This window comes from Pseudarthrobacter chlorophenolicus, assembly GCF_000962805.1.
Classification (GTDB): domain Bacteria; phylum Actinomycetota; class Actinomycetes; order Actinomycetales; family Micrococcaceae; genus Arthrobacter; species Arthrobacter chlorophenolicus_A.
Map to the genome: position 1 here is coordinate 88,252 of NZ_JZTW01000011.1, position 17,146 is coordinate 105,397.

Below are 17,146 nucleotides of genomic sequence, written 5' to 3' on the forward strand. Positions count from 1 at the left end.
GCGCTGGAAATGCTGGCGCTGCAACGGAGGACGTAGGCCCGCCTTCGTGGCGGTGAGCAGGGCAAATGTCGCCTAGGCTGAACCAATGGATAACACCAAGAGGGCAACGCTCATTTGGTCGCTGGGGGCAGTTGTCTTCTCTCTCATCGGCGTCTACATCGCACTTACCGCCAATGGAGTCTGGTACTCCATCGTGTCGGCAGTAATTCTGCTGCTCGCCGGCTGCGCGTCCGCGGCCCGGGCCATACTCACTTCGCGCGGGCAGGCCCAGAGCGGCCGCCACAGCTAGGACCCAAGCACTCCCTCCGCCCACTACGATCAACATATGGAATCCGCGGAACAGAGGCTGCAGCACACGCGCCCACGGCGGATCACTGCGGCCATGGTCGCAGCCCGGGCAGGCGTTTCGACGGCGACAGTATCCCTCGTGGCCAACGGCAAGACGGCGGGCCGCGTCTCCGAGGACAACGTTGCACGGGTTCGTGACGCCATTGCGGAGCTCGGCTATGTTGTGGACGGGATCGGCAGCTCGCTGGCCAAGGGCGTAAGCTCCATCGTCATCCTGGTGGCGCCTGATATCTCCAACCCCTTCTTCGCCAAGGTCATCGACGGGGTACGGGAATCACTCGGCCCGCAGTACCAGCTGCTCCTGTCCGTCACCGAAGCGGGCGAGTTTCCGCAGGCCGCCGACGTCCGGCGGCTCATGTCGCTGCGCCCGGCCGGGCTGCTGGTGGACGCACCCAACGCGGACTTCCTCGAGGACCTCGCTTCGCCGTCGCCCCTTGTCCTGCTGGACGCGCCCGGGCTGGAATCCTACGCACCCTCTGTCAACCTCGATGTGGCCAGCGGGGCACGGCAGCTGGCAGCACACTTGGCCGCCGCCGGGCACACGGAAGCGGCCTATGTGGACAGCGTGACCGGCACCGACACGTTTGCCGTGCGCCGTGCGGCGTTTCTGGAAGAGGCCGCGGCACGTGGCATCTCCGTGAGCCCGAACAGGATCATCAGCACCACCATCGACGTGGGAACAGCGGCCGCCGCGTTCGCCGCCGCCTGGCCGGAGTGGCAGCGTGCGGGGGTGACCGCCGTGGTTTGCGGAACCGATACGCACGGTTACGGCGTGCTGCAGGAGGCCCGGGTGGCCGGGGTGCGGATCCCGGAAGAACTCGCGGTGGCCGGCTTCGACGACCTCCCCTACTCGGCCACCAGCAATCCCGGTCTGACCAGCGTCCACCTGCCCGCCACGTCACTGGGCCAGAAAGCGGGCGAGCAGCTGCGCAGGCTGATGGAGGGCAAGTTCCTGAAGCCGGGCGGCGTCACGCTGGAAACATCGCTGGTGGTGCGCGGCTCCACTACGGCATAGCCGGGCGGTCCCCCTCCCGCAGCCAATCATTGAAGAACGCGTCAAGCTGCTGGCCGGAGGCTTCTTCCATCACTGCTTCAAAATCCCCGGTTGTTGCCGAGGAATTGCGGTAGCGGTCCAGCCACTCATTGGCCCCGGCAAAGAAGGCCGCATCCCCGATCCTGACCCGCAGTGCATGGAGCGCGGCGGCTCCCCGGCGGTATACCGGCTCGGCGAACAGGTTGTCCCGCCCGGATTGGAAATGTCCAGTGCCCAGAGGTTCTTGCTGTCCAGTTCGGCCACGGCGTCCGTGAACTGCTTTGCCAGCGTCGCCTTGCCCTGGTGTTCGGCCCACAGCCATTCGATATAGGTTGCCCAGCCCTCGTTGAGCCAGATGTCCTTCCAGTCCGCCGGGCTGACGCTGTTACCGAACCATTGGTGGCCCAGTTCGTGGACAACGGTGTCCTCGTCGGCAAACTCTGAATAGACCGGCCGGGTTTGCGTCTCCAGGGCGTAGTCCACCGAGTCATCGTCCACGGTCGCGCCGAAGGCCTCGAACGGGTACGGTCCGAACACGTGCGACAGGTACCTGATCATCTGCGGCTGCAGCGCAAGGGCCTCATTGGTTTTCACCAGCGCGGGGCCGGTCACACCGTTGTCCACCGCATTGATAATCGGCAGGCCGCGGGTGCCTTCTCCGTACGACAGCGTGACGTCTCCCACGCTTGCCGTGGCAAGGTAGCTGGCCATCGGGTCCGCAGCCTCCCAGGTCCAGGTTGTCCAACCGGCCTGTGTTTCCGGGTCGCCGCCGGGCAGCCCATTCGCCACCGCGGTTTTTCCTTCCGGGACGGTGATGCGGAAGGAGTACGTGGCTTTGTCCTCGGGGTCGTCGTTCACTGGAAACCAGGTGGGCGCGCCATCGGGTTCGTTGACCACGATGGCTCCGTCAGCGGTGGTCACCCACCCGCACAGCGCCCCCGTGGTGTCCTGGGGCCGGCCGGTGGCACCGCCGTAGCTGATGGTGATGGTTTTTGTCTGGCCTTCCTTCACTTTTGGCCGCAGTCCGACGTTGAGTTCCCACCGGCGGTTCACATCGTCCTGCACCTGGGCCCATTCCGAGGGGCCAGCGCCGCGGTTGACGTCCTTGCCGTCCACGTCCACGGTTGTGACGGCGAGTCCGCGCAGGTCGAAGTTGAGGGCGTCCAGGTCCTGGGTGGCGCGCAGGGTGATGGTGGCCTCCGCGGTCAGGTTTCCCGCTGCGCCCGGGTCCGACGGCGGCGTGTAGCGGAGGTCGAGGCCGTAGTTCAGGACGTCGTACCCGCCGTTGCCCGCGTACGGGAAGTAGGGATCACCACTTCCCGCCGCACCTGGACTGTAGCGTGGGCCGCTTTGGGGTACGGCCTGCGCCGGGGTGATCCCTGCGGCGGCGGCCGTTAGGAGTGCTACTGCGGCCGCGGCGATGCGGCGGGCCTTCGTCAGGTGGGTCATGGTTGCAGTCCTGGAATGGTGCCGGGCGCCGGGCGGTTCCGGCCGTGACAGTTCCGCCCACGCCCGCCGGAGGAAACAGGTTGTGTGCCTTCGCGGCGACGAGACCGGTACCGGCGGCTCCGGGGCCGCTCTTACCCCACCAGATGGAATGAAAATTAGGCCAGCCCGCTGGACGTGTCAACACTTCCGTGCCCCCTTCATTCCGCTCTCCCTCCCAAAACCGGGACGGGCGGATATTCGGTGGCGTCCTGTGACGCGCAAGGATTGGCCGCCGCCGTTCTGTCAGACCCCGGCCGTAAGCTGGGATCATGCCGAGTAACTGGGAGAGTCTGGACGAGCCGCTGCGCGAATCCGTGCAGCACAATGTGGAGCTGTACGAGCGCGTCCGCCCTGCCCTGAAGCTGGTTACCCGCGACGTACTGCTGGTTCTGCGGGACATGCTCAAGGACAGCGAGGTCACCCCGCTGTTCGTCACCGGCCGCACCAAAACGGTGGAGTCGTTCAAGGAGAAGATCTCCCGCACTGAGGAGCCGCTGGAGCCTGGCGGTCGGCGGCTGCTGAAATTCCCGGACCCGTTCCGGACCCTCAATGACATGGTGGGGATCCGCGTCATCACCAAGCTTCCCGCTGAGAATGCAGCGGTGGCCAACATCATCAAGCGGCAGCGCCAGCTGTTCGACTGCCGCGGGGACCGGGAAAAGGACATCGGCTCCATCGAGTCCGGCACCTATGGGTATTCCAGCCGGCACCTGATCCTGCGGACCATCCAGAACGAGGCCGTCAAGGAGTACCAGCAGGTCTTCAACCCGGAGATCACGCCCAACGGCAGCTATTTCTTCGAGTGCCAGATCCGCACCATCTTTGCGCACGCGTGGAGCGAGATCGAGCACGATATCCGCTTCAAGGCCGAGGATCCCCGGGCCTGGACCCCGCACTTCGACCGGCAGTTCACTGCCACAGCAGCCATGCTGGAAACGGTGGAGACGGCGTTCGCGGACCTCCACGAACGCTACGAGGAAGTGCGCAGCTTCTGGGACATGGACGGGGAGGGCGCCGCGCCGCTGACACCCAACCGGATCCGGGACGTGTGGCGCACACTGCTGCCGCACGTGGACCGCAAGGTGGATGACGACTGGGGCTGGGCCTCGGAACTGCTCGCGGCACACGGGCTCACCCAGACCATGGAACTGGCCGGGTTGCTCCGCGCAGAGCAGATCACCGAGGTCCGCAAGGCCTTGGACCACCGCTACTCCCCCGGGCCGGACCGGCTGCTGGATGACCTCCTGCTGTGGCAATTCGGCACCAGGCACATTGACCTCACGGCAGAAGCGGCCGACGCCGTTCCGCACCCCCGGCGCGACAGCCTCCTGCGGCGTCTCCGGCAGATCGAACGGTACCGGGTCACTAAGAAGTAGGTCCCGGCGGTTGGGGAACGTTCCCCTGGTGGTGGCCGCGGACCGGTCCGCGGCGGGGTTGGGCAAATTAACAGCGCGGTGTTTGGCGTCCGTGGATTGCGCCGGGCGTAGGATGTGAAAATCCGCGGGCTAAAGCACAATTCCATCCGAAATTTACCCACAAGGAGAATTCCATGTTGCTTTGGATTGCCATCATCATCGCCGTTCTGTGGCTGCTCGGACTGCTCGCCAATATTGGCGGCGGCCTGATCCACATCCTGCTGGTTGTCGCCGTTGTTGTCCTGATTTTCCACTTCGTCCAAGGCCGGACCCGCGCCTGACGAAAACCCCCAAGTCCGGCATCACAGCCAGGAGGTCCCGGCCGCCCGGGGCCTCCTCCGGGCACGCCGGAAAAATGCCGCATGCGAGAATGACCGGATGACTTCCGAAACCCGGCTGCCGGACGCCACGGCGCCCCCGCAGGCCACTTCCGAGAGCGCCTTCGAAGCCGCCTACGCGGCGGCCCGGAAAAGTTCCAGCGAAGGCGGCATCCCCATCGGCGCGGCACTTGCCCGCAACGGCGTGGTCATTGCCAGCGGGCACAACGAGCGGGTCCAGAACGGCGATCCGATAGCGCACGGGGAAATGTCAGCGCTCCGGGCGGCCGGGCGGCAGCGAAGCTACCGGGACACCACGCTGTACACCACCCTTGCCCCGTGTGCCATGTGCACGGGGACCATCATCCAGTTCAAGATCCCGCGGGTTGTGGTGGGCGAAGCGCGCACCTTCCCCGGCGAGTTTGATCTTCTGCGCTCCCGCGGCGTCGAAGTGATAGTCCTCGATGACCAGCGCTGCGTGGACATGATGCGCGATTTCCAGGACGCCAGCCCGGAACTCTGGGCAGAGGACATCGCCGAGTAGGCCCCCGGCGCCACCCTGCCCCTGTTACTCTCCGTGCACTGCGGCGAGGTTGTCCTCGGAGCGGTCCAGGTAGGCCAGCAGGAGATCCGCAGCCCGGTCCGGCTCGCCGGCTTCCAGTGCCTCACAGATTGCTTCGTTGTCCGGCAGGTAGCGCTGGTAGAACAGTGCGTCGGCGGTGGCCTTGTGGAAAAACAGGCGCATCTCCGCCAGCACCTGGGCCATGATCGTGTTCAGCCGCGGGCTCCGTGCCATCGCCACAATGGCACCGTGGAAGTGCTGGTTGGCGGTTCCCCCGGCTTCATCGTCACCGGCCGCCGCAGCGCGTTTGCCTTCCTCCACCGCAGCCCGGACAGCGGCCACATCCTCGGGGCTGCCCCCGCCGCGCATCGCGCTGACCTCGATAAACCGCCGGACCGTGTAGACATCGTGGATGTCCTCAGCCCCCAGGCTCGCCACGAAAACGCCGCGGTTGGGATGCCGGACCACCAGCCGCTCACTGGCAAGTTCCGCAAAAGCCTCCCGCACCGTGTTCCGTGAGACACCCAGGTCCTCGGCGATGGTGGATTCGGTAAGCCTGGCCCCGGGGATCAGCGTGCCTTCGGCCAGCTGGCGGCGGAGTTCCCGGGCCACCCGTTCGGCCACGGACGGCACGGCTACCCGGAGGCGGCCTGCGGAAGCGGGGACGGAATCGATGGTGGCCATACCCGAGAATTTACACGATCGTCACATCGTTGAATCGAAGGATTGTTGAACAATCCGTAGATTTGGTGCATCCTAGATATGACCAACCAATGAGACGGGGATCACAAATGACTTCCATCGACCTCAACAGCGACGTCGGCGAGTCCTTCGGCCGCTGGACCCTCGGCGACGACGCCGCCATGTTCAGCTCAGTGTCCAGCGCCAACGTGGCCTGCGGATTCCATGCCGGCGACCCCACCGTGATCCGCCGGACCTGCCGGAACGCGGCGGAGGCCGGCGTGGTCATCGGCGCGCACGTTGGCTACCGGGACCTCGCCGGCTTCGGACGCCGCTTCCTGGACATCAGCCCCGGCGAACTGGCCGACGACGTGGTGTACCAAATCGGTGCGCTGCAGGCGTTGGCTGCGGTCGAAGGAACGAAGGTCCAGTACGTGAAGCCGCACGGCGGCCTGTACAACGCGATTGTGTCGCACACCGCCCAGGCGCGCGCCGTCGTCGACGCCGTGAAGTCTGTGGACCCGGGCCTGCCCATCATGGGGTTGCCGGGCTCGGAAGTCCTGCGGCTGGCAGAGGAAGCAGGCCTGAGGGCAGTGACCGAAGCCTTCGCCGACCGCGCCTACAACCCGGACGGAACCCTCGTGTCCCGTACCCAGCCGGGCGCAGTCCTTCACGATCCCGCCGAAGTGGCGGAGCATGTATTAAGGATGGCCACCGAACAGTCCGTCAGGACCATCGACGGGTCCATCCTGAAGATCCGCGCAGAAAGCATCTGCGTGCATGGTGACTCCCCAGGCGCGGTGGCAATGGCTACCGCTGTGAAGTCCGCCCTCGCCGACGCCGGCATCAGCATCGGCGCGTTCGCCTAGCCAGTCCGCCCGGCTACCGCCACCCGCATCCATGGCCAACAGGCCCCGCGCAACACCCACATCCTTCGGAGAAACACCATGACCAGCACCAACAAGGCAGCAAAGACGGCGGCAAGGAAGCCGCCGGCCGGCGCACTCAAGGCCTATGTCGCCAGCCTCACCGGCACCTCGCTCGAGTACTACGACTTCGCCATCTACTCGGTGGCCTCGGCCCTCGTCTTCCCCAAGATCTTCTTCCCCTCGGATGACGAATTCGTGGGCCTGCTGCTCTCCTTCTCGGCCTTCGCCGTCGGCTACCTGGCCCGCCCCATCGGCGGCGTGGTGTTCGGCCGCCTCGGCGACAAGGTAGGCCGCAAGTACGTCCTCGTTTTCACCCTTGTGCTGATCGGCGCAGCCACCGTCCTTATCGGCGCCCTGCCAGACTACTCAGCCATCGGCGTCGCCGCCCCCATCATCCTGGTGCTGCTGCGCCTGGCCCAGGGGATCGGCGTCGGCGGCGAATGGGGCGGCGCAGTGCTCCTCTCCAGCGAATTCGGCGATCCCAACAAGCGCGGCTTCTGGTCCTCCGCCGCACAGATCGGCCCGCCCGCCGGCAACCTCATGGCCAACGGTGTCCTGGCCGTCCTGGCAGCCTCGCTCAGCAACGAAGCGTTCCTGTCCTGGGGCTGGCGCGTCGCCTTCCTGGCTTCCGCGCTCCTGGTGGCGTTCGGCCTGCTGATCCGCCTCAAGCTTGAGGAAACCCCGGTCTTCAAAGCCATCCAGGCCCAGGGTGACCGCCCCAAGGCCCCCATCAAGGAGGTCTTCACCAAGGAGCCCAAGGCCCTTGTTTCGGCAGCCCTGTCTCGCCTCTGCCCTGACGTCCTGTACGCCCTCTTCACCGTGTTCGTGGCCGTTTACGCCACCAAGGAACTCGGCATGACCACCGGGAACGTTCTGGCTGCCATCCTGATCGGTTCCGCATTCCAGCTCTTCCTCATCCCGGCCGCCGGCGCCCTCACGGACCGCTTCAACCGCCGCTGGGTCTACGGGATCGCCGCCGCAGCAACCGCCGTCTACATTCCGTTGTTCTTCCTGATGATCCAGGGCAAGTCCGTGCTGATGCTCACCATCGGCGTGGTGATCGGCCTGGCCCTGCACGCCTTCATGTACGGCCCGCAGGCCGCGTTCATCACCGAACAGTTCCCGGCCCGGCTCCGCTACGCCGGCAGCTCACTCGCGTACACCCTGGCCGGCGTGATCGGCGGCGCCGTGGCCCCGCTGATCTTCACCGCCCTCTACGGCGCGGCCTCCGGCGGCTGGCACCTGATTGCCGGTTACCTCGCCCTGACCGCGGTCATCACCATCGTGGGCATGCGCCTGGGCCGCGATCCGCAGCCTGAAGAAGATGTCCGCCTGCTCCACAACAGCACAAAGGAGAGCCACGCCTGAGCGGCGCGGCCCGGTCCCCATGGAAACAGTCAGCAGCCCCGCCACAGCCGCCCGCGTCTTGGCCGTACGGCCCGTAGGCACCACGGCGGTACTCGCCGAGCTCTCCGGCCTCCACGACGTCCTGGCCCTGCAGACCCTCCTGCTCGAATCGCCGCTGCCCGGCCAGGTGGACGTCCTGGCCGCTGCCGAAACCGTGATGGTCAAGGCGGACTCGCCCGCGGCGGCGCGAAGGATGGCTGCACGTCTGCTGGCGATGGACCTGACGGTCCAGTCCCACACCGAGGGCGCGCTGGTCACCATCGACACCGTGTACGACGGCGAGGACCTCGCCGAGGTGGGCCGGCTCACCGGCCTGGGGGCTGACGGAGTGGTGGCCGCCCATACAGGGCAGGTCTGGACGGTGGCCTTCGGTGGCTTCGCCCCCGGCTTCGGCTACATGGTGGGGGAAAACCAGGCCCTGGAAGTCCCGCGCCGGAGTTCACCCCGCACCGCTGTCCCTGCTGGATCCGTGGCGCTGGCCGGCAACTATTCTGCCGTCTACCCCAGGCAGTCGCCGGGTGGCTGGCAACTGATCGGACGCACCGCGGCACCCATGTGGGACCTAAGCCGGGAGCAGCCGGCACTGGCCGCTCCGGGAGACCGGGTCCAGTTCCGCGCGGTCCGGGAACTCGTGGAAATTCCGGCCGCACCGGCCGAAACCTCCGGGCATTCCGCCGTGAAGTCCGGCCTCCGCATCCTCTCCCCCGGGCTCCAGAGCCTGATCCAGGACCTGGGCCGGCCCGGGCATGCGGGTCTCGGGGTATCCTCAGCCGGCGCGCTGGACCGTGCCTCGGTGCGGCGCGCCAACCGGGTGCTGGGCAACGGCCCCTCCGCCGCCGTGATCGAAAGCGTGGCCGGCGGCCTGCGCGTCCAGGCCATGGGCGACCAGGTGCTGGCCGTCACCGGTGCGCCGTCGGCACTGACTGTAGTGACGCCGTCGTCCGCTGCCGGAACCCATAACGACGAAGACGGTGCCCAGCAGGAAGAGGTGCGTACCGTGCCCATGGCCACCGCCTTCGCCCTGCTGGACGGCGAAACCCTGACCGTGGGCGCCCCGGAAAGGGGCTTCCGCACCTATCTGGCCATCCGCGGCGGCGTGGAAGCGGAATCCGTGCTGGGCAGCCGGTCCACGGACACCATGTCCGGTATCGGGCCGGCACCCTTGGCCGCCGGACAACTGCTCGGCGCCGGGGCTGCCACGAACTCCAACGTGGTGGGCAACCCCGAGCTGCAGCCCGACTACCCGGATGCCGGGGTCACGGTGCTGGACATCGTGCCCGGTCCCCGCGACGACTGGTTTGATGCGGCGGCGCTGGAATTGTTGTGCAGCCAGGATTGGGCCGTGACTCCGCGTTCCAACCGGGTGGGCATGCGCCTGGCCGGTGAACCGCTCCGCCGCAGCCGGGACGGTGAGCTGCCCAGTGAAGGGACCATGGCCGGCGCCCTGCAGATCCCGCCGGAAGGCCAGCCCGTACTGTTCTTGGCGGACCATCCCATCACGGGCGGCTACCCGGTGATCGGCGTGGTGGCGGACTACCACCTGGATCTCGCCGCGCAGGTTCCGGTGGGCGGCTCCATCCGGTTCCGCTGGACGCCCGGGCCGCCTGTCCCCGCGGATACCTCCCACGACCATCCACACGATTCCCTAAACGAAGTGAGCAACTGATGCGCAAGGTCCTCATCGCCAACCGAGGAGAAATCGCTGTCCGCGTCGCCCGGGCCTGCGAGGACGCCGGGCTCGAATCCGTGGCGGTCTACGCGGACGTGGACGCCGATGCCATGCACGTGGGTGCCGCCACCGAGGCCTACAGCCTGGGCGGCAACGCGCCGTCGGAAACCTACCTGGACATCGCCAAGCTGCTGGGCGTCGCCGCGGAGTCCGGAGCGGACGCCGTGCACCCCGGCTACGGTTTCCTGTCCGAGAATGCCGGTTTCGCGGAAGCGGTCATCGGCGCCGGGCTGACGTGGATCGGACCCAGCCCGGAGGCCATCCGGCAGCTGGGCAACAAGATCACGGCGCGGGAAATCGCCGTGCGCGCCGGGGCGCCTTTGGTGGCCGGAAGCGACGGTCCGGTGGACTCCGCCGCTGAGGCGCGCGCCTTCGCCGAGGAACACGGCCTCCCCATCGCCATCAAGGCTGCCTTCGGTGGCGGCGGGCGCGGGCTGAAAGTGGTCCGGGACATGGGCCAGGTGGAGGAGGCGTTCGATTCCGCCGTCCGCGAGGCCGTGGTGGCCTTCGGCCGTGGCGAATGCTTCGTGGAACGCTACCTGGACCGGCCCCGGCACGTGGAGGCCCAGGTCCTGGCGGACCAGCACGGCAACGTGGTGGTGGTGGGAACCCGGGACTGCTCGCTGCAGCGCCGGCACCAGAAACTCGTGGAGGAAGCCCCCGCCCCGTTCCTCACCGACGGCCAGACCCGCCAGATTTACGACGCCGCCAAGGCAGTCTGCCGCGAGGCCTCCTATGCGGGGGCCGGGACCGTCGAATTCCTGGTGGCCGCCGACGGCACCGTCGCCTTCCTCGAGGTGAACACCCGCCTGCAGGTGGAACACCCCATCACCGAGGAAACCACCGGCATCGACCTGGTCCAGGAGCAGTTCCGGATTGCTGCGGGCGAACGGCTCCGGTTTGCCTCCGATCCCCAGCCGCGGGGGCATGCTTTCGAGTTCAGGCTGAACGCCGAGGACGTGGGCCGCGGCTTCCTGCCCTCACCCGGGACCGTTACCTCTTTCAGCGGCCCCACCGGCCCCGGAATCCGCCTCGATTCCGGCGTCCGGGCAGGGTCGGTTGTGGCGCCGCAGTTCGATTCGCTGCTGGCCAAGCTGATCGTCACCGGCGCGGACCGGCAGCAGGCGTTGCGGCGGGCACGCCGGGCCCTGGCCGAGATGCAGATCGGCGGCGTGGCCACCGTCCTGCCGTTCCACCGCGCCGTGGTGGAGGCATCCGATTTCACGTCCGAAACTGAGCTGCGAATCCACACCCGCTGGATAGAAACGGACTTCGCCGAGACCATCGGCGCGGACCCGGAGTTCGGCACGTCCGTCCCGGACGGTGAGCGGCGCACCATCACCGTTGACGTGGACGGCCGGCGCCTTGCCGTCGGGCTGCCCGCAGCGCTGCTGGACGGGTGGGCGCGTTCCGGCGGCCCGGTTCCCGCGGGCGTCAGCCCGGCGGACGGCCCCTTCGGTGCTGAGAACGACGGCGGCAGTGCCTCAGGTGCCGCGGCCCCCGGTGAGTTGCGGGCGGACATGGCGGGGACCGTGGTGAAGTGGCTGGTCGGACCGGGCGCCGAGGTGGCGGCCGGGGATCCCGTCGTCGTCCTGGAAGCGATGAAGATGGAGACCCAGGTAGCCGCCCACCGCGCCGGCACCCTCGCCGATGTGCAGGTGGATGCAGGAGGCGTGGTCGCCGCGGGCGGCGTGCTGGCACTGATTGCCTAATTTCGTGCGGGCGGCCGGCGGGGTCAGAGGTTGACCATCTTCATGCCGTTCTCGTCGTAGCGGTCCCCGGCAACGCCGAGCCTGCTGGCCAGGCCGTTCAGGTCCGCGACGTCGTCGGCGGAGAGCGCCACGGTGGTGGCGGCCGCGTTTTCGTCGATCCGTTCGCGGCGGCGGGTGCCCGGGATGGGGGCGATGAAGGGGTGCTGCGCCAGCAGCCACGCCAGGGCCACCTGGCCGGCGGTGGCGCCACGCGCACCGGCGAGCGCGCGGACGTGGTCCACGAGTGCCTGGTTCGCGGCGAGGTTTTCGCCCTGGAACCGCGGGATGCGGGAGCGGATTTCGTCCGGGGCGAAGGTGCTGCCGGCCGGAACGGTGCCGGTGAGGAAGCCCTTGCCCAGCGGGCTGAACGGCACGAATCCGATGCCCAGCTCGGCCAGCGTGGGGAGGACCTCAGCCTCGGGGTCACGGGTCCACAGCGAGTACTCGGACTGGACAGCCGTTACGGGGAACTCGGCGTGCGCGCGGCGGATGGTTCCGGCTCCTGCTTCGGAGAGCCCGAAGTGCTTGACCTTCCCCTCGGCCACCAGTTCACCCACGGTGCCGGCAACCTCCTCGATGGGCACCGCTGGGTCCACCCGGTGCTGGTAGAACAGGTCGATGGAGTCGACGCCCAGGCGGCGCAGCGATCCTTCGGCGACGCGCCGGATCTGCTCGGGCCGGGAGTCCGTGCCCTGCATCCGGCCGTCCACGATGTTCCAGCCGAACTTGGTGGCCACCTGCACCGGGTGGCGGATTGGTGCGATCGCCTCGCCCACGAGTTCCTCGTTGACGTAGGGGCCGTAGACCTCGGCGGTGTCGATGAAGGTGACGCCCTGGTCCACGGCGTACCGAATCACATCCACCATGTCGGCGCGGTCCCCCGGATTGGGGCCGTAGCTCATGGACATCCCCATCGCGCCGAAGCCGATGGCGGAGACCTCGAAGCCCTGCCCAAGTGTCCTGGTGTGCATGGTGGTTCCTTTCGATGCCGGCCGCGGGGCCTTGGCGGGAATCTGGCTGTTGCAGGCTGTGGTGGGCCAGGTACCAGTCTTCCCGCTCCGGGTGATCTCCGGGAGTGACTGCCGTTCAGGGTAACGCCAGTGCCTCCCTGGGGCCCGCCGCGGTCAGTCGCCCACAGCGTCCCGGCCGCGCCGGACGATCAGGGGATCGGGTCCGAAGACGATGGAGGGGTCTTTGCCGTCGTACTCAAACTGGTTAAGGAAATAGCGCATGGCGTTGAGCCTTGCGCGTTTCTTGTCGTTGGACTTGATGGTGATCCACGGCGCGTGGTCCGTATCGGTCCGCAGGAAGGTTTGTTCCTTCGACTCCGTATAATCCTGCCAGCGGTCCAGTGATGCCAGGTCCATCGGAGAGAGCTTCCAGCGCCGGACGGGGTCGATCTGCCGGATCGCGAACCGGGTGCGCTGCTCGAGGCGGGTGACGGAGAACCAGAACTTGGTCAGGTGGATCCCGGAGTCCACCAGCATCTGTTCGAACAGGGGCGCCTGTGCCATAAAGGTCTCGTACTCGGCGTCGCTGCAGAATCCCATGACCCGCTCCACGTTTGCGCGGTTGTACCAGGAGCGGTCGAACATGACGATCTCCCCGGCGGTGGGCAGGTGCTGGATGTAGCGCTGGAAATACCACTGCCCCTGTTCCCGGTCCGAGGGTTTGGCCAAGGCAACCGTCCTGGCGGAGCGCGGGTCCAGGTGTTCGGTGAAACGCTTGATGGACCCGCCCTTGCCGGCGGCGTCCCTGCCTTCGAAGACGATGACCGTTTTCAGGCCCTGGTCCTGGCCCCAGTACTGGAACTTGAGCAGCTCGATCTGCAGCCGGTACTTCTCCAGGTCATACTCTTCCCGGGTCAGCCGCTCCCCATAGGGATAGTCCTCGCGCCAGGTCTCCACTGCCGATCCGCCGGGATCAATCAGCTCCGGGTCATCGCCCTGGCCGCCCGTCACCGTGTAACCCAGATCCACCAGGCGGTCGATGGCCTCACGCAGGTTCTCCCTGACCCACCCCTGGCCCCAGGGCGTCAACTCCCCGCCAACATCCACCACAGTCTCCTCTCGCCCCTTCGGCACCGCCGGAATCTAACAGCCCCACATGAACGGAAGGTGACCCGGCTGCTGCCCGCCGACCTTCCGGGATTCCCCCGTCATCGAAGAGTGCGCACATGCACTGCCACAAAACAATAATTGAATCGCAAATGAGAATTTATTCTTGACTCGGCAGCCGGCCGGACCTAGGCTCGATATGTGGCCCACAGCACCACGAGTCCCCGCATGCACACCGAGAAGAGGCAGCTCCATGGATCACCCATCACCCTTTGACCTGACGGGGCGGACAGCCCTGGTGACGGGATCCAGCAGGGGTATCGGGAAAGCCCTGGCGACGGGCCTTGCCAAGGCCGGGGCCGCCGTCCTGCTTCACGGCCTGGATCCGCAGCGGCTGGAAGCCACCCGCCGGGAACTGGCCACGGAGTTCGGTGATGGCAAGGTGGGTTCGGTCTCCTTCGACATCACCTCTGAGCCCGCGGTGTCCGCGGGGATCGCCCAGGCAGAAGAGTCTTTCGGGCCGCTGGACATCCTGGTCAACAATGCCGGCATCCAGCACCGCGTCCCGCTGCTGGACCTAGACATCGATGACTGGAACCGCGTCCTGGCCACCGACCTCACCAGCGCCTTCCTGGTGGGCCGCGAAGCCGCCCGCCGCATGCTGGAGCGCAAGCGCGGCAAGATCATCAACATCGGCTCCGTCCAGTCAGACCTCGCCCGTCCCACCATCGGCGCCTACACAGCCGCGAAGGGCGGGCTGCGGAACCTCACCCGCGCCATGACCGCCGAATGGGCCGCCCACGGGCTGCAGGTCAACGGCATCGCCCCCGGGTACATCCACACCGAAATGACCCAGGTCCTGGTGGACGACGAAGCCTTCAACGCCTGGATCCTCGGCAGGACCCCGGCCGGCCGCTGGGGAACCGTGGACGATCTCTCCGGCCCGGTGACCTGGCTCGCCTCGGAGGCCTCGAACTACGTCAACGGGCAAACAATCTTCATCGACGGCGGAATGACAACGGTGGTCTGACATGGCAACAGCAGCAGCAACACAGGCAGTGACCGGTCCGGCAGTGGTGGTACACGGCGTCGGGGACCTCCGGATTGAAGCCATCGAACACGCAGGGCCCCGCCCGGACGAAGCGGTGGTGGACATCGCATACGGCGGTATTTGCGGCTCGGACCTGCACTACTGGCTCCACGGCGCCGCAGGCGAATCCGTTCTACGCGCGCCGCTGGTCCTTGGCCACGAGGTAGTGGGCACGGTGGTGCAGGCGGCCGCCGATGGCTCCGGACCCGCCGCCGGCACCAACGTGGCAGTCCACCCCGCCACCCCCGGCGCCGGGGAATCACGGTACCTGGAAGACCGGCCCAACCTCTCACCCGGATGCACCTACCTGGGCAGCGCTGCCCGCTTCCCCCACACCCAGGGAGCCTTCAGCCGCTACTCGGTACTGCCCGCCAGGATGCTCCGTGCATTGCCCCACGGCCTGGACCTGCGCGCAGCCGCCCTCGCCGAACCTGCGAGCGTTGCCTGGCACGCGGTGGCACAGGCGGGCAACCTGGCGGGCAAACGGGTCCTGGTGATCGGCAGCGGACCCATCGGCAGCCTGATCGTTGCGGTCGCCAAGCGTGCGGGTGCAGCCGAAATCATCGCGGTGGACATGCACGAGGCACCCTTGGAGATCGCGACGGCGGTGGGCGCCACGCGCACCATCCTCGCCACCGACGCGGACGCCATCGCCGCCGTGGAGGCCGACGTCGTGCTCGAATCCTCCGGCAACCACCGCGGCCTCGCCTCGGCGCTGCGCGGTGCCATGCGCGGTGGGCGCGTGGTCATGGTGGGACTCCTTCCCACCGGCGACCAGCCGGTCCCCATCGCGCTTGCCATCACACGGGAACTGGAACTGTTGGGCTCCTTCCGCTTCAACGACGAGATCGACGGCGTCCTGGCCGCCCTTGCCGATGGCTCGCTGTACATCGAACCGGTGGTGACCCACGAATTCCCCTTCACGCAGGCGCTCGACGCCTTCCACCTAGCCAAGGACCCCACGCGGTCCGGCAAGGTGCTGATCAACTTCCGCAACGACGACAACCCCGGAGCCACGCCATGATGTCTGCCTTCAAAGCCACCAAACAGCGCTGCCGGTCCGCCCGCCCCATGACGGCGGGCACCGGCACACACTGCCCTGCAAGCGGCCGCTGGAACCCTGCCGGCGAGTCGCAGAACGGCCAGGTGTTCTTTGAGGGCAGCCTCATGCCGTCCTTTGCCGGCGCACCCGTGGTGTGGGTGCTGGAACCGGAAGCGGACGTGGACTGACGTGGCGGTCCAGCCCATGCAGCCGGGCCGGCGCCGCCGTTTCCAGCCCCTCGACCAGGATGCCCTGCGCTGCCAGCTGGCCTTGAACAGGCAGCATATTGCCCAGGCAGACAGCAGCATCCGCACGGCCATCAGGCTCCGCAACGAATGCGTGGCCCGGGCGTTGGCCGACCGCATCCCCGTTACCGCCGTCGCCGAGGCGGCAGGGGTCAACAAATTTGATGTACGACGACGGCTTGGCGCCGCGTACACGGACCTTCAGCCGCCGGGGTGGCCGGCTGCAGCGCATCTCCGGGCGATCCGCGACGCGGCACAGGCCCTGGCCGAGGCGGCCCGGCACAAAGGGGACCTCGAAACCCGGCGCCGCGCACTGTCGGTGATGGCGTTGAAGACCAGCCAGCTGGACCTGTTTGAAGTGGCTTCCCTGGCTGCCGTACCCGCCGAAAGGATCCGCAGCGAGATGCGCGGCGTCACCCTGCGGAGCGTCAGCGTGACCGAGCGGGGTTAGCGTCCTGGAGCGGACTTGTCCCCGTCCCAGCCTTTCAGGGCGCCGCAGAGGGCGGCCACCAGCCTGCCGCTGGCCTGCTGCCGGGTCAGTCCCACGGTGTTGATGAGGTCAAGGATTTCACGCGGATCGAACAGGATGTTCCAGAGGAACAGTGCCTCATCCCCCAGCGCGGCGAGCCCGAGCTCTTCGCACGCCTCGGACAGTGGCCGCTGCAACGCCTCCGCCTGGACGGTGAGGTAGAAAGCACCGCCCCGGAGACGGGCAAGGTATCCCTCGCCGGAACGGGTGTAGAGCATCGCCCCGCCGTGCTTGACCACCAGGTCCACCCATTTGCGGCTGACGGCCTCGAGCAGTTCAAGCCCGCCGGTGGTCTGCTTCAGGCTGTAGTCGCGCAGCTTCTGGCCCACGTTGAAGCGGTATTCGGCCAGGACGTCCTCGACGGAGGCGAAGTGCCGGTATGCGGTGGCAGTGGAGATCTCGGCGTGCTTGGCGATGTCCGTCATGTTGATCGGCCCGCGGCGCGCAGCGAACAGCGCGCCTGCGGCATTGACGAGTTCCCTGCGGTTTCGTTGGGTGTCGCTTCGCACTCCCCAGCCCCTTT

At 67.5% G+C, this 17,146-nt stretch carries 18 protein-coding genes and 1 pseudogene; 13 read left to right on the forward strand and 6 right to left on the reverse strand.

Translation table 11 applies throughout. The features are described from left to right. The first annotated feature begins 85 nt into the window (after positions 1 to 85). Together UC32_RS20800 and UC32_RS12490 are read left to right on the forward strand one after the other, a co-directional pair. Positions 86 to 289, forward strand: coding sequence for a hypothetical protein (locus UC32_RS20800; RefSeq protein WP_045731532.1), 204 nt, complete (start codon positions 86 to 88; stop codon positions 287 to 289). 36 nt (positions 290 to 325) lie between these two features. Further along, on the forward strand, positions 326 to 1,363 hold the full coding sequence (locus UC32_RS12490) for a LacI family DNA-binding transcriptional regulator (protein WP_045731533.1): 1,038 nt from the start codon (positions 326 to 328) through the stop codon (positions 1,361 to 1,363). Here UC32_RS12490 and UC32_RS21070 read toward each other — a convergent pair. Together UC32_RS21070 and UC32_RS12495 are read right to left on the reverse strand one after the other, a co-directional pair. After that, positions 1,353 to 1,703: a M1 family aminopeptidase gene (locus UC32_RS21070; RefSeq protein ID WP_268747954.1), complete on the reverse strand. Its 351-nt coding sequence runs from the start codon at positions 1,701 to 1,703 to the stop codon at positions 1,353 to 1,355. The genes UC32_RS12490 and UC32_RS21070 overlap by 11 nt on opposite strands. Before the next feature lie 11 nt (positions 1,704 to 1,714). Then, positions 1,715 to 2,830, reverse strand: a pseudogene (locus tag UC32_RS12495) (M1 family metallopeptidase); the annotation flags it as partial. Between the two features lie 308 nt (positions 2,831 to 3,138). On the opposite strand from UC32_RS12495, the gene UC32_RS12500 reads away from it, so the two are divergent. From UC32_RS12500 to UC32_RS12505, 3 genes are all read left to right on the forward strand, one after another. Next, complete coding sequence (locus UC32_RS12500; RefSeq protein WP_045731534.1) at positions 3,139 to 4,245, forward strand: GTP pyrophosphokinase; 1,107 nt, start codon at positions 3,139 to 3,141, stop codon at positions 4,243 to 4,245. A 173-nt stretch (positions 4,246 to 4,418) separates the two neighbouring features. Beyond that, positions 4,419 to 4,565, forward strand: coding sequence for a lmo0937 family membrane protein (locus UC32_RS20590; protein WP_012630918.1), 147 nt, complete (start codon positions 4,419 to 4,421; stop codon positions 4,563 to 4,565). A gap of 97 nt (positions 4,566 to 4,662) precedes the next feature. After that, entirely contained in the window at positions 4,663 to 5,145 is a 483-nt protein-coding gene (locus UC32_RS12505) for a nucleoside deaminase (protein WP_045731535.1), read from the forward strand. Positions 5,146 to 5,169: 24 nt separating this feature from the next. On the opposite strand, the gene UC32_RS12510 is transcribed toward UC32_RS12505, so the two are convergent. Beyond that, positions 5,170 to 5,847 (reverse strand): GntR family transcriptional regulator, encoded by a 678-nt coding sequence (locus UC32_RS12510; protein WP_045731536.1) that lies wholly within the window; start codon positions 5,845 to 5,847, stop codon positions 5,170 to 5,172. A 107-nt stretch (positions 5,848 to 5,954) separates the two neighbouring features. Here UC32_RS12510 and UC32_RS12515 point away from each other — a divergent pair, with 107 nt between their 5' ends. The 4 genes from UC32_RS12515 (at position 5,955) to UC32_RS12530 (ending at position 11,621) form a co-directional block, all read left to right on the forward strand. After that, positions 5,955 to 6,713 carry a LamB/YcsF family protein gene (locus UC32_RS12515; RefSeq protein ID WP_082072102.1) on the forward strand — a complete coding sequence of 253 codons (759 nt, stop codon included), beginning with the start codon at positions 5,955 to 5,957 and terminating at the stop codon, positions 6,711 to 6,713. Positions 6,714 to 6,791: 78 nt separating this feature from the next. Next, a complete protein-coding gene (locus UC32_RS12520; RefSeq protein ID WP_045731537.1) occupies positions 6,792 to 8,141 on the forward strand; it encodes an MFS transporter in 1,350 nt (449 codons plus the stop codon). Positions 8,142 to 8,160: 19 nt separating this feature from the next. Next, complete coding sequence (locus UC32_RS12525) at positions 8,161 to 9,846, forward strand: 5-oxoprolinase subunit B/C family protein (protein WP_045731538.1); 1,686 nt, start codon at positions 8,161 to 8,163, stop codon at positions 9,844 to 9,846. Then, positions 9,846 to 11,621, forward strand: coding sequence for an acetyl/propionyl/methylcrotonyl-CoA carboxylase subunit alpha (locus UC32_RS12530; RefSeq protein ID WP_045731539.1), 1,776 nt, complete (start codon positions 9,846 to 9,848; stop codon positions 11,619 to 11,621). The genes UC32_RS12525 and UC32_RS12530 overlap by 1 nt, the downstream gene beginning before the upstream one ends. A 23-nt stretch (positions 11,622 to 11,644) precedes the next feature. Here the strand turns inward: UC32_RS12530 and UC32_RS12535 are convergent, their stop codons facing one another. Beyond that, complete coding sequence (locus UC32_RS12535; protein ID WP_045731540.1) at positions 11,645 to 12,631, reverse strand: aldo/keto reductase; 987 nt, start codon at positions 12,629 to 12,631, stop codon at positions 11,645 to 11,647. Between the two features lie 153 nt (positions 12,632 to 12,784). Further along, the gene (ppk2, locus tag UC32_RS12540) at positions 12,785 to 13,717 is read right to left on the reverse strand and encodes a polyphosphate kinase 2 (protein WP_045731541.1); all 933 of its coding nucleotides are present in this window, start codon (positions 13,715 to 13,717) and stop codon (positions 12,785 to 12,787) included. 253 nt (positions 13,718 to 13,970) lie between these two features. Between ppk2 and UC32_RS12545 the strand changes: the two genes are divergently transcribed. Genes UC32_RS12545 through UC32_RS12560 form a run of 4 tightly spaced genes read left to right on the forward strand, consistent with a single transcriptional unit; the run spans position 13,971 to position 16,545 of the window. Then, a complete protein-coding gene (locus tag UC32_RS12545; protein WP_045731542.1) occupies positions 13,971 to 14,747 on the forward strand; it encodes an SDR family oxidoreductase in 777 nt (258 codons plus the stop codon). Position 14,748: 1 nt separating this feature from the next. Further along, positions 14,749 to 15,831, forward strand: coding sequence for an L-idonate 5-dehydrogenase (locus UC32_RS12550; protein ID WP_045731543.1), 1,083 nt, complete (start codon positions 14,749 to 14,751; stop codon positions 15,829 to 15,831). After that, positions 15,828 to 16,037 (forward strand): hypothetical protein, encoded by a 210-nt coding sequence (locus tag UC32_RS20805; RefSeq protein ID WP_152642614.1) that lies wholly within the window; start codon positions 15,828 to 15,830, stop codon positions 16,035 to 16,037. Before UC32_RS12550 ends, UC32_RS20805 begins: the two co-directional genes overlap by 4 nt. 1 nt (position 16,038) lies before the next feature. Further along, on the forward strand, positions 16,039 to 16,545 hold the full coding sequence (locus UC32_RS12560) for a hypothetical protein (protein WP_045731545.1): 507 nt from the start codon (positions 16,039 to 16,041) through the stop codon (positions 16,543 to 16,545). On the opposite strand, the gene UC32_RS12565 is transcribed toward UC32_RS12560, so the two are convergent. Further along, complete coding sequence (locus UC32_RS12565) at positions 16,542 to 17,132, reverse strand: TetR/AcrR family transcriptional regulator (protein WP_045731546.1); 591 nt, start codon at positions 17,130 to 17,132, stop codon at positions 16,542 to 16,544. The two genes, UC32_RS12560 and UC32_RS12565, sit on opposite strands and share 4 nt — an antisense overlap. Between the last annotated feature and the right edge of the window lie 14 nt (positions 17,133 to 17,146).

Bases quoted from the DNA above. Each gene is read 5' to 3' on its own strand.
- UC32_RS12550 (WP_045731543.1), top strand. From the start codon at position 14,749: ATGGCAACAGCAGCAGCAACACAGGCAGTGACCGGTCCGGCAGTGGTG.
- UC32_RS20590 (WP_012630918.1), top strand. From the start codon at position 4,419: ATGTTGCTTTGGATTGCCATCATCATCGCCGTTCTGTGGCTGCTCGGA.
- UC32_RS12530 (WP_045731539.1), top strand. From the start codon at position 9,846: ATGCGCAAGGTCCTCATCGCCAACCGAGGAGAAATCGCTGTCCGCGTC.
- UC32_RS12505 (WP_045731535.1), top strand. From the start codon at position 4,663: ATGACTTCCGAAACCCGGCTGCCGGACGCCACGGCGCCCCCGCAGGCC.
- UC32_RS12515 (WP_082072102.1), top strand. From the start codon at position 5,955: ATGACTTCCATCGACCTCAACAGCGACGTCGGCGAGTCCTTCGGCCGC.
- UC32_RS12500 (WP_045731534.1), top strand. From the start codon at position 3,139: ATGCCGAGTAACTGGGAGAGTCTGGACGAGCCGCTGCGCGAATCCGTG.
- UC32_RS12545 (WP_045731542.1), top strand. From the start codon at position 13,971: ATGGATCACCCATCACCCTTTGACCTGACGGGGCGGACAGCCCTGGTG.
- UC32_RS20800 (WP_045731532.1), top strand. From the start codon at position 86: ATGGATAACACCAAGAGGGCAACGCTCATTTGGTCGCTGGGGGCAGTT.
- UC32_RS21070 (WP_268747954.1), bottom strand. From the start codon at position 1,703: ATGGCTGTGGGCCGAACACCAGGGCAAGGCGACGCTGGCAAAGCAGTT.
- UC32_RS12510 (WP_045731536.1), bottom strand. From the start codon at position 5,847: ATGGCCACCATCGATTCCGTCCCCGCTTCCGCAGGCCGCCTCCGGGTA.
- UC32_RS12535 (WP_045731540.1), bottom strand. From the start codon at position 12,631: ATGCACACCAGGACACTTGGGCAGGGCTTCGAGGTCTCCGCCATCGGC.
- UC32_RS12525 (WP_045731538.1), top strand. From the start codon at position 8,161: ATGGAAACAGTCAGCAGCCCCGCCACAGCCGCCCGCGTCTTGGCCGTA.
- UC32_RS20805 (WP_152642614.1), top strand. From the start codon at position 15,828: ATGATGTCTGCCTTCAAAGCCACCAAACAGCGCTGCCGGTCCGCCCGC.
- UC32_RS12490 (WP_045731533.1), top strand. From the start codon at position 326: ATGGAATCCGCGGAACAGAGGCTGCAGCACACGCGCCCACGGCGGATC.
- UC32_RS12520 (WP_045731537.1), top strand. From the start codon at position 6,792: ATGACCAGCACCAACAAGGCAGCAAAGACGGCGGCAAGGAAGCCGCCG.